Origin of the sequence: Bacillus sp. Au-Bac7 (assembly GCF_021341655.1) — a bacterium.
Classification (GTDB): Bacteria; Bacillota; Bacilli; order Bacillales; family Cytobacillaceae; genus Niallia.
In genome coordinates, this window is the sequence record NZ_JAJTTG010000013.1 from 58,148 (window position 1) to 75,732 (window position 17,585).

Below are 17,585 nucleotides of genomic sequence, written 5' to 3' on the forward strand. Positions count from 1 at the left end.
AAAAATGGTCAAATACCAGTAAAGGAATTCACTAATAGGTTGTGAATTCTTTTTTTTCTTTATACGATATTTGCATTTGTAAAATTACCCTGTATTTTTTGACATAATTGTAGCGTGTTATGGAAAAGAAAAGAGTATTGCATGATAGCCGCAAGAATGGTATTGTTTGTTGATGGATATATACGTAAAGAAGGAGTGTCACAATGCGATTAAGACATAAACCGTGGGCAAAGGACAAGCTGCTGGCATATCCCCAATATGCAGTGCAGCATCCGGAGGAATGGAAAGGAAAATGGGATCAAGCTTTCAGCGTTAAAGGACCCATTCATATAGAGGTAGGTACAGGAAAAGGCAGATTTATTACAGAGATGGCAAAAGCTAATCCAGATATTAACTATATCGGGATTGAACTGCAAGAAAGTGTCATCGTTTCCGCTTTAGACAGAGTGATTGAGGCGGAAATTCCGAATCTAAAGCTGATGAATCTCGATGCATCTAAGCTGACTGACTATTTCCTTAAAGGGGAAGTAGAGCGCGTTTATTTGAATTTCTCTGATCCATGGCCAAAAACTAGACATGAGAAGAGAAGGCTAACTTATAAGAATTTCCTAAAGTCATATGAGGAAGTCCTTATCCCGAACGGTGAAATTCACTTTAAGACAGATAACCAAGGGTTATTTGAATATTCTCTTCGCAGCTTCTCTGAGTATGGCATGCTGCTGAAGTATGTCAGCCTTGATCTTCATAACAGCGATTATGAAGGTAATATAATGACTGAATATGAAGAGAAATTCTCTGAGCGTGGCAGCAGAATTTACCGCAGTGAAACCCAATTCAGATGATAAGACAAAGAGACTAATGCTAAAGCTAGTCTCTTTTTTTGTTGTCTAAAGAAAAATCAACTATAATTTTGGTAAGAATAATGATTAGGAGGCTAGCTTGAATGAACAGTTTAAAGATTGGTGAAATTACGGTGACATGGCTAAATGGTGGTGTTACAAAAATGGATGGTGGTGCCATTTTTGGTGTTGTACCAAAGCCATTATGGTCCAAAAAGTATGAGTGCAATGAGGTAAATCAAGTAACACTTCCTTCAGACCCGATGTTTCTTGAGTGGGATGGAAAACGAATACTGATTGATGCAGGAATTGGAAATGGGAAGCTTACGAAAAAGCAAATGCGCAATTATGGTGTTGATGAAGAATCTTTTCTTGAAAGAGATTTACAAGCACTTGGGGTTTCTCCAACAGAAATTGATTATGTGCTGATGACACATATGCATTTTGATCATGCTTGCGGACTATCTAAGTTAGAAAATGACAAATTGGTGTCTATTTTTCCGAATGCAGAAATCATTACTTCAGAAACGGAGTGGCAGGAAATGAAAAACCCGAATATCCGCTCTAGAAATACATATTGGGAACAAAATTGGCAGCCGATTGAAGCACAAGTCAAAACCTTTGAAACAGAATGGAGCATGGGTCCGTTAAAGCTTATTCATACGGGAGGCCATAGTGATGGTCATTCTATTCTTATTATCGAAGACGGAGGCGAGACAGCCATCCATATGGCAGATTTATTGCCAACACATGCACATCAAAATGTTCTGTGGGTGACAGCATATGATGATTACCCGATGACATCCATATCAGAAAAACAAAAATGGTTTAAATGGGGAGCAGACAAAAATGCCTGGTTTACATTTTATCATGATGCATTATACCGAAGTGTTAAATGGAATGAAGCAGGAGAAATAACAGAAGCAATAAAGCGGGATTAGTAAAAATGTCCATTGCAAGTATCGCAATGGACTTATGTATCTTTAAAGCTCATATATATCAAGCAAATTTCCTGTTTTGCTGTCTGCTAGAAATTCGAAAGACTCATTTTTGCCATCATTATCTCTCGTGATTCCACCGCGATAAATGAGCTGTGTTGTACCGGCTGTTTCATAGGGTTCTTTTTGCATGTTGATCCAGCTGCCTGTAATAGGTCCTTGCTCTTTAAAAACAGCCTTAACTATTTTTAGAACGCGGTCACTTGACAGGGAATAATTTCTGGAAACAGCTTCCTTTACTGCATAGCTTGCTGCAAATCCTACAGCTGCTCCTGCAACTATCGTTTTCCAGTTCATGATTTTAGCTCCTTTCTTTCGTTCTTATTATAGCCAAAATATTAGAGATAAGTGAAATAAAACCAAAAAAACCAGTAATAAACCTATTTTGGTTATATTAATAATAATCTATTTAGCGAGCAATATGTTTAATGGTGGCAAGGAAATTAATATTTCGATAAAATAAATATATACATAATTTTTAAAAAAAGAGGAGCAATACGATGAATGAGCAAACATTGGAATTATTCCGTACACTGACTGAGCTACGCGGTGTTGCAGGAAATGAGCATGAAGTACGTGATTTTATGCGTAAGGAGCTTGCCCTTTACAGCGATGAAATCATTCAAGACAATCTTGGCAGCATTTTTGGTGTGAAAAAAGGAAGTACTGATGGTCCTAAAGTAATGGTTGCAGGACATATGGATGAAGTTGGCTTTATGGTTACTTCTATCACAGAAAACGGAATGCTGCGTTTTCAGCCGCTGGGAGGTTGGTGGAGCCAAGTCTTGCTTGCCCAGAGAGTTCAGGTAATGACAGACAACGGTCCAGTTATCGGTGTAATAGCTTCAATTCCTCCACATTTACTTGATGACGCACAGCGTAATAAACCGATGGATATTAAAAACATGCTTATTGATATCGGTGCTGACGACAAAGCAGATGCTGTTTCAATCGGCATCAAGCCAGGGCAGCCTATTGTTCCAATTTGTCCTTTTACTCCAATGGCTAATAAAAAGAAAATTATGGCCAAGGCTTGGGATAACCGCTATGGCTGCGGTCTTGCAATTGAGCTGCTGAAGGAGCTGCAAGGAGAAGTGCTGCCAAATACTTTGTATTCTGGTGCAACTGTTCAAGAAGAGGTTGGCTTGCGCGGCGCGCAAACAGCTGCCAATATGATTCAGCCAGATATTTTTTATGCATTAGACGCGAGTCCTGCAAATGATACTTCTGGTGATAAAAACCAGTTTGGCCAATTAGGTAAAGGTGCTTTGCTTCGCATCTACGATCGGACAATGGTAACGCATAGAGGCATGAGAGAATTTATCCTCGATACAGCTGAAAGCAATAATATTGCGTATCAATACTTCATCTCCCCTGGCGGTACAGATGCAGGAAGAGTGCATACAGCAAATGATGGAGTGCCTAGTGCTGTAATCGGCATCTGCTCACGATATATCCATACAAGTGCATCCATCATTCATATTGATGACTATGCAGCTGCAAAGGAACTGGTTGTGAAGCTTGTAAAAGCGACAGATAAAGCAATGGTGGATTCAATTAAAGCAAATGTATGAGGAGAGTAACAAGAGGCAGACAATTAGACTGTCTCTTTTTCCATGAAGAAAAAGGTTTTTAAAGAGAGGCGGATGGAAATGATTGTTTGCATCGGAACAAGAAACCCAGCAAAAACAAGTGCTGTTAAAGAAGGATTCAGCACAATGACAGACGTAGAGTTCATAGAAATAGATGTCTCTTCAGAGGTAAGTGCCCAGCCATTCTCTGATGAAGAAACAATGACTGGGGCAATTAATCGTGCAAAAAATGCTTTAGCTGCTGGAAAAGGCGACATTGGCATTGGTCTTGAAGGTGGTGTGAAGCAAACAGAACACGGCCTGTTCGTCTGCAACTGGGGAGCCCTTGTACTTCGCGACGGCAGAACCTATATTGGCGGAGGTGCGAGCATTCCTTTGCCCACGGAAGTGGCAGATGCTCTGTTGGAAGGGGAAGAGCTTGGTCCTGTAATGGATCGTTATGCAAACAAAAAGAATGTCCGTCATCATGAAGGTGCTATTGGCGTATTTACGAACGGCAGAATTACGAGACAAAAAATGTTTGCACATGTTATCGAATCATTGGTTGGGCAATACGAATATGATGCTAAGTCACGTTCATAATAAAGAGTAAGCATAATAGTAGTGAAACAGCAGAGATTTTGTTAGTATCAATTAATAAAAAGCTTTAATCAGGGGGATTAAGACGATGAGAGATCTACAGTCACAAGAAGAATTTAATGAGTTGAAAAACAGCAGCAATAAACATGTTTTCCTATTTTCTGCTAACTGGTGCGGAGACTGTCGCTTCATTGAACCATTCATGCCAGAAGTAGAGCAAAAATACAGTGAGTATACATTTATTCACATTGACCGCGATAAGTTCATCGATACTTGCATTGAGTTAGATGTATTTGGAATTCCAAGCTTTATCGCATTTGAAAACGGGAAAGAGCTAGGCCGTTTTGTCAGCAAAGATCGTAAAACGCAAGAGGAAATTGAGCAGTTTATTGAGTCGTTATAATCATATAAGAGAAAAATGAAAAACAGCGTGTCTCTGTAAAAACGCTGTTTTTTTCTGCACAACAAAATTCTACATTCTTTGAAAAGACGGTCAACTGCTATTATAATAGGAACAGCATAGATCATTACCCACTCTTAAAGGGGGAAAAAGCATTAATGAAGATGGATAGCAAAAAAATGAAAAATCTCTTACAGGACAGGCTTAAAGCCGAAGGAAGAGTATTTACGTTTGATTCTAAAAAGGATCAACTTCGAATAGAAAGCAAGGATACAGGAAAGGGTGTAACCGTTTCTCTGCCAGGAATTATTGCAAAATGGGAGCTGGAAAAGGAAAAGGCTGTTGACGAGGTTGTATACTATATTGAAAATGGTTTAACAGCATTAGTGGATGACCCTACACTTGAGGGGAAAGAAAAAAATATTTACCCTGTTATTCGTTCCACTTCGTTTCCAGTTCAAACGAATGAAGAAATACCCTTTGTAGTAGATGAACATACAGCAGAAACAAGAATATATTATGCCTTGGATATGGGAAATACGTATCGACTCATTGATGAGAAAATCATGGCGAAGGAAAACTGGAAACATAGCAGAATTAAGGAAGTAGCCTTGTTTAATGCTCGCTCTTTAAGCACGGCCCTTAAAAAAGATGTTGTAGCAGGCAACACTTTTTATTTCCTAAATACAAATGACGGATATGATGCTAGCCGCATCCTTAATGACTCTTTCCTGAAGGAAATGAGCGAGACAGTGAAGGGGACGATGGCAGTTGCAGTACCTCATCAAGACGTATTAATTATAGCGGATATTGAAAATGAGACTGGTTATGATATTTTGGCACAGATGACGATGAGTTTCTTTGCCAGCGGCAGAGTGCCAATCACTGCGTTGTCCTTCTTGTATGAAGACGGCAGCCTTGAGCCTGTTTTTATATTAGGTAAAAATAAGAAAAAAGAGCAATAATATTAAGTGCTTTGTATGCAAAACTTAATCAATTTGATTTAATAATATTGCCTGAATGAAAACAGGATGTAATATTCGTTATCTACAATAAGGGTAGTGTGCGTGTTGATTAAGACTAAGAGGGTCTTATTAACAAGCAACTGCCCTTTTTTCAATAGGATATTTGGTAAATAATAGATGCGAATAAATGTTTTGCCTTCTTGCAATTAAAATTTTGTAAAATATAATAGAAAAAGCAGGGATAATAGCGATTTTTATCTCGATTTTATTAATAAACTGTTAAAATAGTAGAGAGAAAGATGGAAAGAGTGATTTACAGTGAGTTGGTTCAAGAAAGTAATAAAGCAGTTTATTAAAGAGGACCACGAAGAAACGGACCAATTTGAAGCTGCAGAAGAAAAAAGCGAAGCACCGCATGTACAAAACGATTGGAATAATGAGTGGAAAAAAGAAGTAGATTCAAAGATTATTTATCAATATCCAAAGGGGAAGTTTCGTTTTCCTGTTATATCAGATGATGAAATAGGCATTTCCGGCAGACCAGCCAGACAGGAGAACGCAGCTGAACGAAGGCAGAGTGGTTCAGCCTATGCTAAAAGGCAATCACCGCCGGAAGAGGAAAAGCAAAGCACACCAGCTTTTACAGGCAGGCAAACACCGCCCGAAGAAAATGCATTTACTGCAGGCAGGTTTGAGAAGCCAGGTGAAAGAACCCTGCAAGGGGCAGCCAATGCAGGCAAACAAGAGCGCCCGCTAGAAAGAAGACAGTATGGTTCAGCAGGTAAGGAAAGATCTGAATTTCAACAAGGCAGAAGGAAGTCTGCTGTTTCAAATAGGCAGGAGCCTGCTGAAACAAAACCAAGCTCCGATGCCTTACATAACAGAACAAAGCCACGGGAAATATCAGAAAGCAGTCCGAAGAGCTATCAGTCAAAAATGCCGTTTAAACCGACAGAAATACCGTCTCCTATTTATGGATATAATCGGCCGGCAGTTCAAGCTAAACCAAAGATGGAACCAAAATCGGTCCGTCCCGTTATGGACAGCAGCGATTTTCTGACATCTATTATGCGAAGAAAAGAGGCGGAACAAGCAGCCTTACGAGCACAGCAGAAAGAAGAGCCAATCGCGAGCTCATTGCTGGATAAAGAATCATTAGTGCGCCCAAACAGTGGTGAGGAAACGAAAGCTGAACTCACCCCTGAAGCAATAGAGAAAAAAGCCGAACATCTTCTTACAGAAGTAACAGAAAGAAACAAAGCAAAAGAACAAGAAGTAATATATGCTGCAGAGACAGCACTTCTCCCAGAAGAAAAACAGCAAATCGAATCCGCTGCAACCTTAGAGCTTGCGGAGCAACCAATTCCTCATGAAGAACAACAGGAAGTAAGCATAGCAATGCAGGAGTCAAAAGAGGCAGAAGCAGAAATGCCTTTCGTTGTGGAGCTGATAGAGGAAACAAACCTTCAGGTAGAAGCGCCGGATACTTTAGACGCTCGAATCCAGCAGGTGCTAGAGGAAGATGAAGTTGAAGCAGAAATAACAGCAGTTATTGAAAATGGAGAAGACCCTGTCATGCAGGCAGAGGAGCCGTATGCAGTTGAGACAGAAGTTCAGCCTGTGCCAGAGGAAGAAGTGGTTGAAGCAGAAATAACAGCAGTTGTCGAAATGGCGTCAAAACCAGTCATGCAGGCGGAAGAGCCGTACACAGCTAAGTCGGAAATCCAATCTGCGCTAGAGGAAGATGAAGTTGAAGCAGAAATAACAGCAGTTGTCGAAATGGCGTCAAAACCAGTCATGCAGGCGGAAGAGCCGTACACAGCTGAGTCGGAAATCCAATCTGCACTAGAGGAAGAAGTGGTTGAAGCAGAAATAACAGCAGTTGTCGAAATGGTGGAAGAACCATTCATGCAGGCAGAGGAGTCGGATACAGTAGCGACAGAAGTTCAGACTGCACCAGAGGAAGAAGCCGCTGTTGTCGAAATGGCGAAAGAATCAGTTGTCCAGGTGGAGCCGTACACAATTGAGTCGGAAGTTCAGTCTGCACTAGAGGCAGAGGAAGTAATGGAGGCAGAAGCAGTAATGGAGGCAGAAGCAGTAGTTACCGAAAGGGCCGAAGAACCTGTCATGCAGGCAGAAGAGCTGAGTATTTCCAACCCAGTAAGCGAACAATTGCGAGAGGCAAATGCAATTCAGCCAGCAGAGCAGACAATATTACTTGAAATGGAAAAAGTGGCAAGCGTTCCAGAAGAGGTGGAACCTGTTGTTCTAAATGCTGCTGAAAATAAGGCTTCTAATCATTCAGAAGCTGTTGGGTTAGATGAAAACTCTTCAAGTGAGCAAGAGACAGCCAAACATGGACAGCAGGAACAGGAAGTGGGAGATAAGCAGGCTAACGAGGCTGACCAAGCTCCGCCTGCCAAGAAAAAAGCTCTTCCTTTTAATGTGTTAATGCTAAATACTGATCGGAAATCTCTTGAAAATAAAAGAAAACAACAGCCAATAAGCAAACCAGTGCCTCAGCCTGAGCCTGTTAACGATGTGGCAGAAGAACCTGTGACAGAAGAAACAGCAGCTTCACTTGAGTCTGTTGCGGTGCAGGAAGAGCTGCCGTACTATGTCTTTCCTGAAGAGAATTTATTAAACCCTCCGATTTTCGATGTGGAGCATGACGGCTGGATTGAAGAACAGACTGAGCTCTTGAATCATACATTTAAGAACTTTAATGTTCATGCGAGAGTTGTTAATGTCACACAAGGGCCGTCTGTTACAAGATATGAGGTACAGCCAGAGCCTGGTGTGAAAGTCAGCAAGATCACCAATCTTTCAGATGACTTAAAGCTCAGCCTTGCTGCAAAGGATATTCGAATTGAAGCGCCGATTCCTGGCAAGCATACGATTGGGATTGAAGTTCCAAACCGGACAAGCAGACCTGTATTGTTAAGTGAGATTCTTAATAGCAATGAATTTAAAGAGTCTGCGTCTCCACTGACAGTTGCGTTAGGTCTCGATATTTCAGGTAAGCCGATTGTTACTGATTTGCGCAAAATGCCGCATGGATTAATTGCAGGAGCAACTGGTTCTGGTAAAAGTGTTTGTATTAACACAATGTTAGTAAGTCTGCTGTATAAGGCGAAGCCAGAAGAGCTTAAACTATTGCTGATTGATCCTAAGATGGTGGAGCTTGCTCCATATAATTACATTCCTCATCTGGCAAGCCCTGTTATAACAGATGTTAAAACAGCAACAGCTGCCTTAAAATGGGCCGTTGAGGAGATGGAGCGGAGATACGAGCTGCTTGCACATGCAGGTGTAAGGGATATAACTAAATTTAACCAGCTTGCAAAGGAGCATAAACAATATGCGGATAAGCTGCCGTACATTGTTATCATTATTGATGAGCTTGCAGATTTAATGATGATGGCCCCTGCAGATGTAGAGGAAGCCATCAGCAGGATTGCCCAAAAAGCAAGAGCATGCGGTATCCATTTGTTAATCGCGACACAAAGGCCGTCTGTTGATGTTATTACAGGACTGATTAAGGCAAATGTACCGACAAGAATCGCATTCTCTGTATCGTCTCAAATCGACTCAAGAACAGTCATTGATATAAGCGGTGCAGAAAAGCTCCTCGGTAAAGGGGATATGCTTTTCTTAGAAAACGGGACATCAAAGCCAGTCCGCTTACAAGGGACATTTGTTTCAGATGAGGAAATTGATCAGGTTGTTGCACATGCTAGAAGAGAAAGAAAACCGGAATACTTGTTTGAGCAAGAAGAGCTTCTTAAAAAAGTCCAGATGTCTGAAGAGGAAGATGAGCTGTTTTATGAGGCATGCGAATTTGTGATTGAGCAAGGCGGTGCTTCAACTTCAAGCCTGCAAAGAAACTTCAAAATCGGCTATAATCGTGCAGCAAGACTTATTGACATGATGGAGAAACACGGGTATATTTCAGAGGCAAAAGGCACAAAACCAAGAGATGTACTCATTACGGAAATGGAATTTTTGCAGCTTCATGACACGGAACAACATTAATTTTTCATAAACTGTCTGTATCACTAATATAAATCCTTTCAGTAGGGAATATGATTGATACATAGTTTTTCTCCATAAAAGATGGTATAATGAATAAATGTGAGTGAAAAAAGGAAAAAAAAGTTAAATCTGGCCTGATTGGATATTACCTTATTTAGCATTTTCTTTAAAAAGGTAATATCCCTTTACGAGGCCCATAGTGGCGAAATTTATGCTATGAGCAAATTATAGGTTCATTTCATATACTGTGTAAAAGATATACGATAGTTGGAGGTTCTTTATATGACTATTTACCACTTCGTAGGTATTAAAGGGTCAGGGATGAGTGCACTTGCACAAATCCTGCATGATATGGGATTAAAAGTTCAAGGTTCAGATGTAGAAAAGAGATTTTTTACACAGGTGGCTTTAGAACAGTCAGGAATTAAAATTCTTCCTTTCTCAAAGGAAAATATTCAGCCGGGAATGAATGTCATTGTGGGCAATGCTTTCCCTGATACGCATGAAGAAGTTGTGGAAGCAAACGCACTGGGTCTACCAGTTGTCCGCTACCACCGTTTTTTAGGCGACTTTATGAAGCAGTTCACGAGTGTGGCTGTGACAGGCGCCCATGGTAAAACATCCACAACAGGGCTGCTTGCTCATGTGATAAAAGGCGCGAAGCCGACAGCATATTTAATTGGGGATGGAACAGGAAGAGGTACGGAGAATGCGGAGTACTTTGCATTTGAAGCATGTGAGTACAGAAGACACTTCTTATCTTACTTCCCAGATTATGCCATCATGACGAATATTGATTTTGATCATCCTGATTATTTTGCGAATGTTGATGATGTATTTTCTGCCTTCCAGGAAATGGCTTGGCAAGTGAACAAAGGAATCTTTGCTTGTGGTGATGATGAACAGCTTCAAAAAATTCAAGCAAAAGTGCCTGTTGTGTTCTACGGATTTGACGATGAAAATGATTTCCAAGCAAGAAATGTTGTAAAGTCAACAGAAGGTACGACGTTTGAAGTATATGTAAGAAATACTTACTATAATACATTCTCAATTCCGACATTTGGCAACCATAATATTTTAAATGCACTTTCTGTTATTGCTTTAAGTCATTACGAAGATTTGGATGCAAGCATTGTGCAGGAACGCTTAATGTCATTTGAAGGTGTAAAACGCAGATTCTCTGAAAAACAAATCGGAGATCAAGTAATCATTGATGATTATGCACATCACCCAACGGAAATCAAAGCGACGGTTGAAGCTGCAAGACAGAAGTATCCGGACAGAGAGATTGTGGCAGTATTCCAGCCGCACACATTCTCACGTACGCAAACTTTCTTAAATGAATTTGCTGAAAGCTTAAGCTTGGCTGATTCCACTTATTTGTGTGAAATATTCGGATCTGCAAGAGAAAACCATGGCAAGCTTAGCATTGAAGACTTGGCAGAGAAAATTCCAGGCAGCAAAGTCATTTCAGAAGAAAAAATTGAAGCACTGAAAGCACACGAAAAGAGTGTTATCCTATTTATGGGTGCTGGAGATGTTCAGAAATTCCAAGAGGCGTATGAAAAATCGCTTGTGTAAATAGTATAAAAAAGATGCTGCTAAAAGCAGCATCTTTTTTTTGTCATTTTATTTAAGGTTTTCTGGATTCAATGACTCTAGTTCAGGTATAACAAATCTTCCATCCTTACGAATAAGCACACCGTCGAAATAAATTTCTCCTCCGCCATAATCAGGTCTTTGAATATTGACCATATCCCAATGAATATTAGAATGATTGTCATTGAATGCATCATCATAGCATTGTCCTGGTGTGAAGTGGAAGCTTCCATCAATTTTTTCGTCAAACAGAATATCCTGCATTGGATGAAGAATGTATGGATTTACCCCAATCGCAAACTCCCCAATAAATCTTGCGCCCTCATCTGTATCAAGGATTGCGTTCAAGCGTTCTGTATCATTAGAAGTTGCTTCAATGATTTTGCCATCCTTGAATGTAAGCTTAACCTGCTCAAACGTGAATCCTTGGTATGGAGATGGTGTATTATAGGTAAGCGTTCCGTTTACAGAATTGCGCACAGGAGCAGTATAAACTTCCCCGTCAGGTATATTCATTTGGCCAGAGCACTTGATGGCAGGAATATCTTTAATAGAGAAAGTCAAATCAGTTCCAGGGCCAGTAATTTTTACTTCATCCGTTTTGTTCATTAGATCAACAAGACTATCCATTGCTTTATCCATTTTGCCATAGTCTAGATTGCAGACATTAAAGTAGAAATCTTCAAATCCATCTGTGCTCATTTTTGCAAGCTGGGCCATAGATGGACTTGGGTAACGAAGCACAACCCATTTTGTCTTCGGAACACGAATTTCCCTGTGGACTTTCTTTCCGATTGTAGAGCCTTCGATTTTCATTTTTTCAGCAGGAACATCTGCATGTTCATTAATATTGTCACCTGCACGAAGTCCAATATAAGCATCCATTTGGCTCATTACATTCGCTTCAAAGGCAGCCATCATTTCATATTGTTCTTCTTGGGCACCTAATAGCAATGATCTGTTCACATCATTATCCTTTAATGAAACAAATGGGTATCCGCCTGCAGCATATGCTTCCTTCACAAGAGCTTTGACTAGCTCCTTTTGTAAACCGAAGTTTTCAATAAGTACTTTTTCTCCTTTTTGCAATCGAATAGAGTAATTAATTAAGTTTTTAGCTAACAGCTCAATACGTGGATCTTTCATAAAATGCCTCCTATATTATTAAAAAATTTCGACTCTTCTTTGTATGTAGATACGTCGAACCCCCGATTATGTGGTCAACTATATTATTGTACCCTAAAAAATATTTTTCTTAAATAATATTGTCTAAAATAACCTAAACTAGGGGAGTCTTTTGACACAAAAGTTATAGGATGAATTTACCTGTTTTATTTGTTTCTGGCTGTTTTTCCAACTATAATAGAAGAAAGGTTTAGGCATTCGCCAAATTGGGAAAAACATTGAAAAAAGCGGAGGTGTATAGTAAATGATTATTATTTTATATTGCAGTGTTGCATTGATTGCCATTGCTTTCACTATTTTGGTAATTTATGTTGCCAGAACATTGAAATCGTTACATATCACACTTGATAGTGTCTCCAAAACATTAGTTGGCCTTGAAAGACAGCTTGATGGTGTCACGAAGGAAACGACCATTTTACTGCATAAGACAAATGTTTTGGCAGAGGATATTCAGCAAAAATCAGAAAGCCTCAATAGTGTTGTCGATGCTGTTAAAGGTATTGGCACTTCAGTTAAAGGATTTAATGATTCTATTCAAAACATCAATCAAAATGTGGAGCAAAAGCTTGTCCACAATCAGGACAAGATTGCCCAAGTACTTCAATACAGCAAGATGTTCTTTAACATCAGAGATCAGTGGAAAGCTCGCAAAGCTGCTGAGAGTAACATAAAAGTAAAAGCTCATTAATTTTTTAGGAGGGGTAATGATGACAAGGGAATACGAAACAACAGTTGTAGAAAATGAAAGCTCAAACGGAAAAGACTTTCTGCTAGGTGCCATTGTAGGCGGAATTGTTGGAGCAGCGACAGCTCTATTCCTTGCTCCAAAGCCTGGTAAGGAACTGATTCAGGATTTGAATCAGCAGGCAGGACTTCTGAAAGAAAAAGGAATTGAGCTCTCTGGCACAGTTAAGGATAAAGGAACTGAGTATATCAGCATTGCTAAAGATAAGACAGGCAGCTTAGGCAATACGGTAACGAAGCATTCCAATGGTTTAATGGAGAAAGTAAAAAATCGAGGGAAAGACGAACAGCAGACAGATAATGTAGAAGCTGCTGCAGGTACGGAAACTGACGACCCTTTCAAGGGCGAGTATGATGAAATCCAAAAGAAACTGGAAGAAACAAAAAAAGCGTTTGATGAAACAGAAAGCAGATATAACCAATAATAAGGTGCCCCAGCTAATGGGGCTGCCTTTTTATGTAAATACAAAAACTGGAGGGAAATCCATGAAAAAAATTGAGACAGTAGAACAATTGGAAGAGGTTTTGAACAGCAGCAAGAAAGCATTCGTTGTGAAGCATAGTTTAACATGTCCGATTAGTGCGGCAGCATTTGACGAATATAACCAATATGCAGACACAAATAAAGATATCGATACCTATTATTTGGCTGTACAGGAGGCTAGACCGCTATCTAACTATATTGCTGAAACATTCGGGGTTAGACATGAATCGCCGCAAGCTTTGTTGTTCTCTGACCGTTCTGTTGTATGGAATGCATCACACGGTGGAATTACAGTCGACTCTCTTCAAGAAGCAAGTGCACAAGCATAAAAAAAGATGGCAACGGGATACTCCCCATGCCATCTTTTTTTTATGTTGCAGCAACCTTCCAGACAATGGAAAGGTCGTCACCTTTGTCGATAGGTGTTAAAAAGGTTGCTTTTTCCCCATTTTTCATCAGTTCAAAGCTTCCTTGGTTACTTTTTGGCATATCTATTTGCACATATGCAAATAAATCTTGGAATAAGAAGCCTTCAAAAGGTTTCTGTTCAATTTGAATTTTTTCGTTAGGATAAATTTTATCCTCTAGGTTTAATGCTTGCCCATTTCTTGAAACTTGAGCTAGCTGTTTGGAGAGGGTCAATTTCTTTCCATTAAAGGTGACAGGGAGCACTTGAACAAACAGCACCTGTCTTCTTTCCGCCAATTCTGAGACTGTTGGAATCTGCCTTTTTTCAATCATGATTTCATCGTTAGTATCAAAGCTGTGATTTAGCTTGGAGGGCAGTCCGTTTCGATAAAGCTTTCCGGTAAAAGCTGGAATGACAGTATCCTTTTCATTGATTTTTATTTGGAAAGGACGCAATTCCTCCAAAATATCGTATAATTCAAGACCTTCCAAGAGCTCTTGAATGGTATAGACTGTTACTACATCAATTACATCACGATCTTCTATCCATTTATCGAGAGAGGCTGCTTGCCCGTTGCAGAAAACTCTGTCACAAATTGTGTAATCCTTGCCATTAATGCGCACACTTCTGCCAGTATCTGAATCTAGCAAGCTCTTAATCTGTACTTGTGTCTGCTCTCCATCCTTGCCTTTTACCACTTTCAGACTTTGCCCGTTTTCGACTAAATCATCTAATGAACAAATTTCCCCATCTCTTGTAATGACAGGTCCTTCCCCATGGCTTCCTGGGATAGTAATTTTTTGCCCATTTAAAGAAATGATTTTTGCTATTCCCGGCTTGCCGTACAGTTTAGATACGGAGAGGCCAGAGGCAAGCAGACAGTCTCCAATTGTCAGCTTATTTACTTCAAACAGCCTGATAGGCTGTTCGTTCACATAAACAGTTTTATATTGCACAGGAGATTGACCTGCCGCTATCGCAATGCCTGCTGGTGTAACAAGCTCAGGTCCTTTAATAGCCGAATCCTCAAAGGTTAAGTTATTAATAGCATCAATGCCTCTAATTGCAACTCGGTTCGCAGGCAAATTTAACAGCTCTGCTATTTTTTCTTGAAGTGCAGGTGTTTGGCTACCTCCGCCGACAAGCATGACAGCCTTTGGTGACTGATGGTTATTCAGGAGCAGTATTTCCCGGCAAATGGCGTCTGCAAGCTTATCTAATGCAGGAGATATTTGCTTGATAACTTCTGCTCTGCTTATGTCTGTAGAAAAGCCAAGAATATCAGTAATCGTTATTTGCTCCAGTTCAGAGAGCTGTTTTTTGGCTGCTTCTGCTAATGGAAAATCCAATAAATATTGATCGCTGATTGCTTCTGTTATTTCATCCCCAGCGACAGGAACCATGCCATAAGCGATAACAGTGCCTTCATCAGTAATAGCAATATCGGATGTTCCTGCTCCAATATCTACAAGAGCGACATTTAATCTTCTCATAGATGGAGGAATCAATACATTAATGGCGGCAATCGGTTCAAGTGTCAAAGCCTCCATTTCCAAATCTGCCCTGTGCAATGCGGCAATCAATGATTCTACGACAACCTTTGGCAGAAAAGTAGCAATGATCTCTACCTTTGCAACATTTCCCTGCTGGTCAATCAAGCTCCCCATTTCTTGTTCATCAAGTGTGTAACGAAGCACAGAATAACCAACACAATAATAAAATTGACTGTTTTCGCGACTGTTTTTTTCAGCAACCGCACTTTGTGCCTGCTGGACGGCCGCAAGCTCCATATGTAGAATATCCTGCTTAGTCATCATTGGTTTTCTTGCGATTTCTACCGTATAAGCAGCTTTTTCTGTTTTTAGTGCTCTCCCTGCTGCAGCTACACTGACTTTGCGGAGAGGACCATGTTTTTCTTCCATTTTAGTTTTAATTTCCTGAATGATTTTAGCTACTGCAAGGACATCATGTATTTGTCCGTCTAGCATTGCTCTTTCTTTATGCTCAATGGAAAGAATATCTGAAACATGATAATTATCACTATCAGCTTCAATGATAATGCCAACTACGGATCGTGTACCAATATCTAATGCAAATAATTTTTCTTTATTTTGCAAAAAATACACCTTCTTTTAATGAAAATGATAAAAAATGGGTTTATTGTGTACATAATAAATGTTATTGTTTAACTTATATTTACAGAAAAAATATGAATAAAAACGCTTTAGTGCTTAAAAGCGTTTAATTAATAAAGAAAAGTAGTGACAACCGAATAAAGTTGTTTTATAATAAACCCAATTAAAAGAAATGTAACATATTTTTTAGTTGGTATAAAGAATAATCGGCAGTTGTCCAAACAGGTTATAGAAAACACTGATTTGGATTATTGATAGAAGGGATGATGGAGATAGTGAGCAATAAAGAATTGGAAATGCTTCGTGACAGAATTGATGAGTTAAACTTAGAAATTTTAGAGAAGATTAACGAGAGAGCTAACTTAGTCCAAAAAATCGCACAAACAAAAGTGACACATGGAGCACATCGCTATGACCCTGTAAGGGAACGCAAAATGCTTGACGATATTTTAGCTAAAAACGACGGGCCGTTCGATAATGCAACGATTGCCCACTTGTTCAAACAAATCTTCAAAGCTGGTCTGCAGCTGCAGCAAGAAGATGACAGCAAAGCACTTCTTGTTTCACGTAAAAAGAAACCGGAAGATACAATTGTTGATATTAGAGGAACAAAAATTGGCGATGGAGTACCTAAATTCGTCTTTGGTCCATGTTCAGTTGAGTCATATGAGCAAGTTGCAAAAGTTGCTGAAAGTGTAAAAGCAAAAGGTTTAACATTGCTTCGTGGAGGAGCGTTTAAACCAAGAACATCTCCTTATGATTTCCAAGGTCTTGGTGTAGAAGGTCTAAAAATCCTAAAGCGTGTTGCTGATGAATACGATCTTCGTGTAATCAGTGAAATCGTAAGCCCACAGCATATTGAAGAAGCATTGGATTACATTGATGTTATTCAAATCGGTGCTCGTAACATGCAAAACTTCGAGTTATTAAAAGCAGCTGGTAGTGTGAAGAAGCCTGTATTGCTAAAAAGAGGACTTGCTGCCACAATTGAGGAGTTCATTAACGCAGCTGAATATATTATTTCTCAAGGTAATGACCAAATCATGCTTTGTGAACGCGGTATCCGCACATACGAACGTGCTACAAGAAATACCCTTGATATCTCTGCAGTACCAATCTTAAAACAAGAAACACATCTTCCTGTATTTGTTGATGTAACACACTCAACTGGAAGAAAAGATTTGCTGTTGCCTTGTGCTAAAGCAGCACTTGCAATCGGAGCAGACGGCGTTATGGCTGAGGTTCACCCGGATCCTGCAGTTGCTCTGTCAGATTCTGCACAGCAAATGGATATTCCGCAATTCGATGAGTTCTACAAATCAATTCTTGAGTCACCATACGTAAGAGCATAATTTTTTGAAAAAAGCAGATGGATGATACCATCTGCTTTTTTGTTTGCTCTTTCATTAGGTATAAGTTTGTTGGAAAATGTCTATAAAATGAGTAGTGATAATAGGTATCACGGGCATTTTAGATTCATATATGTTAGAATATTTAGAAATGAAAACGCTCTGACAACAGGGCTAACCTTAATTAATTAAAAAAAACAGCTTTTTTGAAAAAAAATGAAAGCTTGTCATTGCGGCATTTGCAACGTTATCGTATGATTAAATACATAATC

The 17,585-nt window shown here is 39.6% G+C and carries 15 protein-coding genes; 12 read left to right on the plus strand and 3 right to left on the minus strand.

The features are described 5' to 3' along the window. The first annotated feature begins 203 nt into the window (after positions 1-203). The gene (gene trmB, locus LXM54_RS22750) at positions 204-842 is read left to right on the plus strand and encodes a tRNA (guanosine(46)-N7)-methyltransferase TrmB (RefSeq protein WP_233317656.1); all 639 of its coding nucleotides are present in this window, start codon (positions 204-206) and stop codon (positions 840-842) included. Between the two features lie 101 nt (positions 843-943). Continuing rightward, positions 944-1,780 carry a YtnP family quorum-quenching lactonase gene (locus LXM54_RS22755; RefSeq protein ID WP_233317658.1) on the plus strand — a complete coding sequence of 279 codons (837 nt, stop codon included), beginning with the start codon at positions 944-946 and terminating at the stop codon, positions 1,778-1,780. Between the two features lie 42 nt (positions 1,781-1,822). Here the strand turns inward: LXM54_RS22755 and LXM54_RS22760 are convergent, their stop codons facing one another. Then, complete coding sequence (locus LXM54_RS22760) at positions 1,823-2,134, minus strand: PepSY domain-containing protein (RefSeq protein ID WP_233317677.1); 312 nt, start codon at positions 2,132-2,134, stop codon at positions 1,823-1,825. Between the two features lie 203 nt (positions 2,135-2,337). Between LXM54_RS22760 and LXM54_RS22765 the strand changes: the two genes are divergently transcribed. The 6 genes from LXM54_RS22765 (at position 2,338) to murC (ending at position 10,989) form a co-directional block, all read left to right on the plus strand. After that, positions 2,338-3,411: a M42 family metallopeptidase gene (locus LXM54_RS22765; RefSeq protein ID WP_233317678.1), complete on the plus strand. Its 1,074-nt coding sequence runs from the start codon at positions 2,338-2,340 to the stop codon at positions 3,409-3,411. Between the two features lie 78 nt (positions 3,412-3,489). Next, positions 3,490-4,011: a DUF84 family protein gene (locus LXM54_RS22770; RefSeq protein WP_233317680.1), complete on the plus strand. Its 522-nt coding sequence runs from the start codon at positions 3,490-3,492 to the stop codon at positions 4,009-4,011. 85 nt (positions 4,012-4,096) lie between these two features. Then, positions 4,097-4,411, plus strand: coding sequence for a thioredoxin family protein (locus tag LXM54_RS22775; RefSeq protein WP_233317682.1), 315 nt, complete (start codon positions 4,097-4,099; stop codon positions 4,409-4,411). Positions 4,412-4,572: 161 nt separating this feature from the next. Beyond that, positions 4,573-5,373 carry a DUF1444 domain-containing protein gene (locus LXM54_RS22780; RefSeq protein ID WP_233317729.1) on the plus strand — a complete coding sequence of 267 codons (801 nt, stop codon included), beginning with the start codon at positions 4,573-4,575 and terminating at the stop codon, positions 5,371-5,373. Between the two features lie 318 nt (positions 5,374-5,691). Next, positions 5,692-9,408 carry a DNA translocase FtsK gene (locus tag LXM54_RS22785; RefSeq protein WP_233317685.1) on the plus strand — a complete coding sequence of 1,239 codons (3,717 nt, stop codon included), beginning with the start codon at positions 5,692-5,694 and terminating at the stop codon, positions 9,406-9,408. Between the two features lie 282 nt (positions 9,409-9,690). Further along, a complete protein-coding gene (gene murC / locus LXM54_RS22790; protein WP_233317687.1) occupies positions 9,691-10,989 on the plus strand; it encodes a UDP-N-acetylmuramate--L-alanine ligase in 1,299 nt (432 codons plus the stop codon). A gap of 48 nt (positions 10,990-11,037) precedes the next feature. Here the strand turns inward: murC and LXM54_RS22795 are convergent, their stop codons facing one another. Then, positions 11,038-12,153 (minus strand): aminopeptidase, encoded by a 1,116-nt coding sequence (locus tag LXM54_RS22795; RefSeq protein WP_233317689.1) that lies wholly within the window; start codon positions 12,151-12,153, stop codon positions 11,038-11,040. Between the two features lie 283 nt (positions 12,154-12,436). Here LXM54_RS22795 and LXM54_RS22800 point away from each other — a divergent pair, with 283 nt between their 5' ends. From LXM54_RS22800 to ytxJ, 3 genes are all read left to right on the plus strand, one after another. After that, the gene (locus LXM54_RS22800) at positions 12,437-12,880 is read left to right on the plus strand and encodes a DUF948 domain-containing protein (RefSeq protein WP_233317691.1); all 444 of its coding nucleotides are present in this window, start codon (positions 12,437-12,439) and stop codon (positions 12,878-12,880) included. Positions 12,881-12,896: 16 nt separating this feature from the next. Then, positions 12,897-13,361, plus strand: a complete 465-nt coding sequence (locus tag LXM54_RS22805) for a YtxH domain-containing protein (RefSeq protein ID WP_233317692.1) — start codon at positions 12,897-12,899, stop codon at positions 13,359-13,361. Between the two features lie 61 nt (positions 13,362-13,422). After that, complete coding sequence (gene ytxJ, locus LXM54_RS22810; RefSeq protein WP_233317694.1) at positions 13,423-13,749, plus strand: bacillithiol system redox-active protein YtxJ; 327 nt, start codon at positions 13,423-13,425, stop codon at positions 13,747-13,749. Positions 13,750-13,789: 40 nt separating this feature from the next. On the opposite strand, the gene pilM is transcribed toward ytxJ, so the two are convergent. Beyond that, complete coding sequence (pilM, locus tag LXM54_RS22815; RefSeq protein ID WP_233317696.1) at positions 13,790-15,946, minus strand: cell division protein FtsA; 2,157 nt, start codon at positions 15,944-15,946, stop codon at positions 13,790-13,792. A 293-nt stretch (positions 15,947-16,239) separates the two neighbouring features. On the opposite strand from pilM, the gene LXM54_RS22820 reads away from it, so the two are divergent. After that, entirely contained in the window at positions 16,240-17,316 is a 1,077-nt protein-coding gene (locus tag LXM54_RS22820) for a bifunctional 3-deoxy-7-phosphoheptulonate synthase/chorismate mutase (RefSeq protein ID WP_233317698.1), read from the plus strand. Positions 17,317-17,585: the final 269 nt, after the last annotated feature.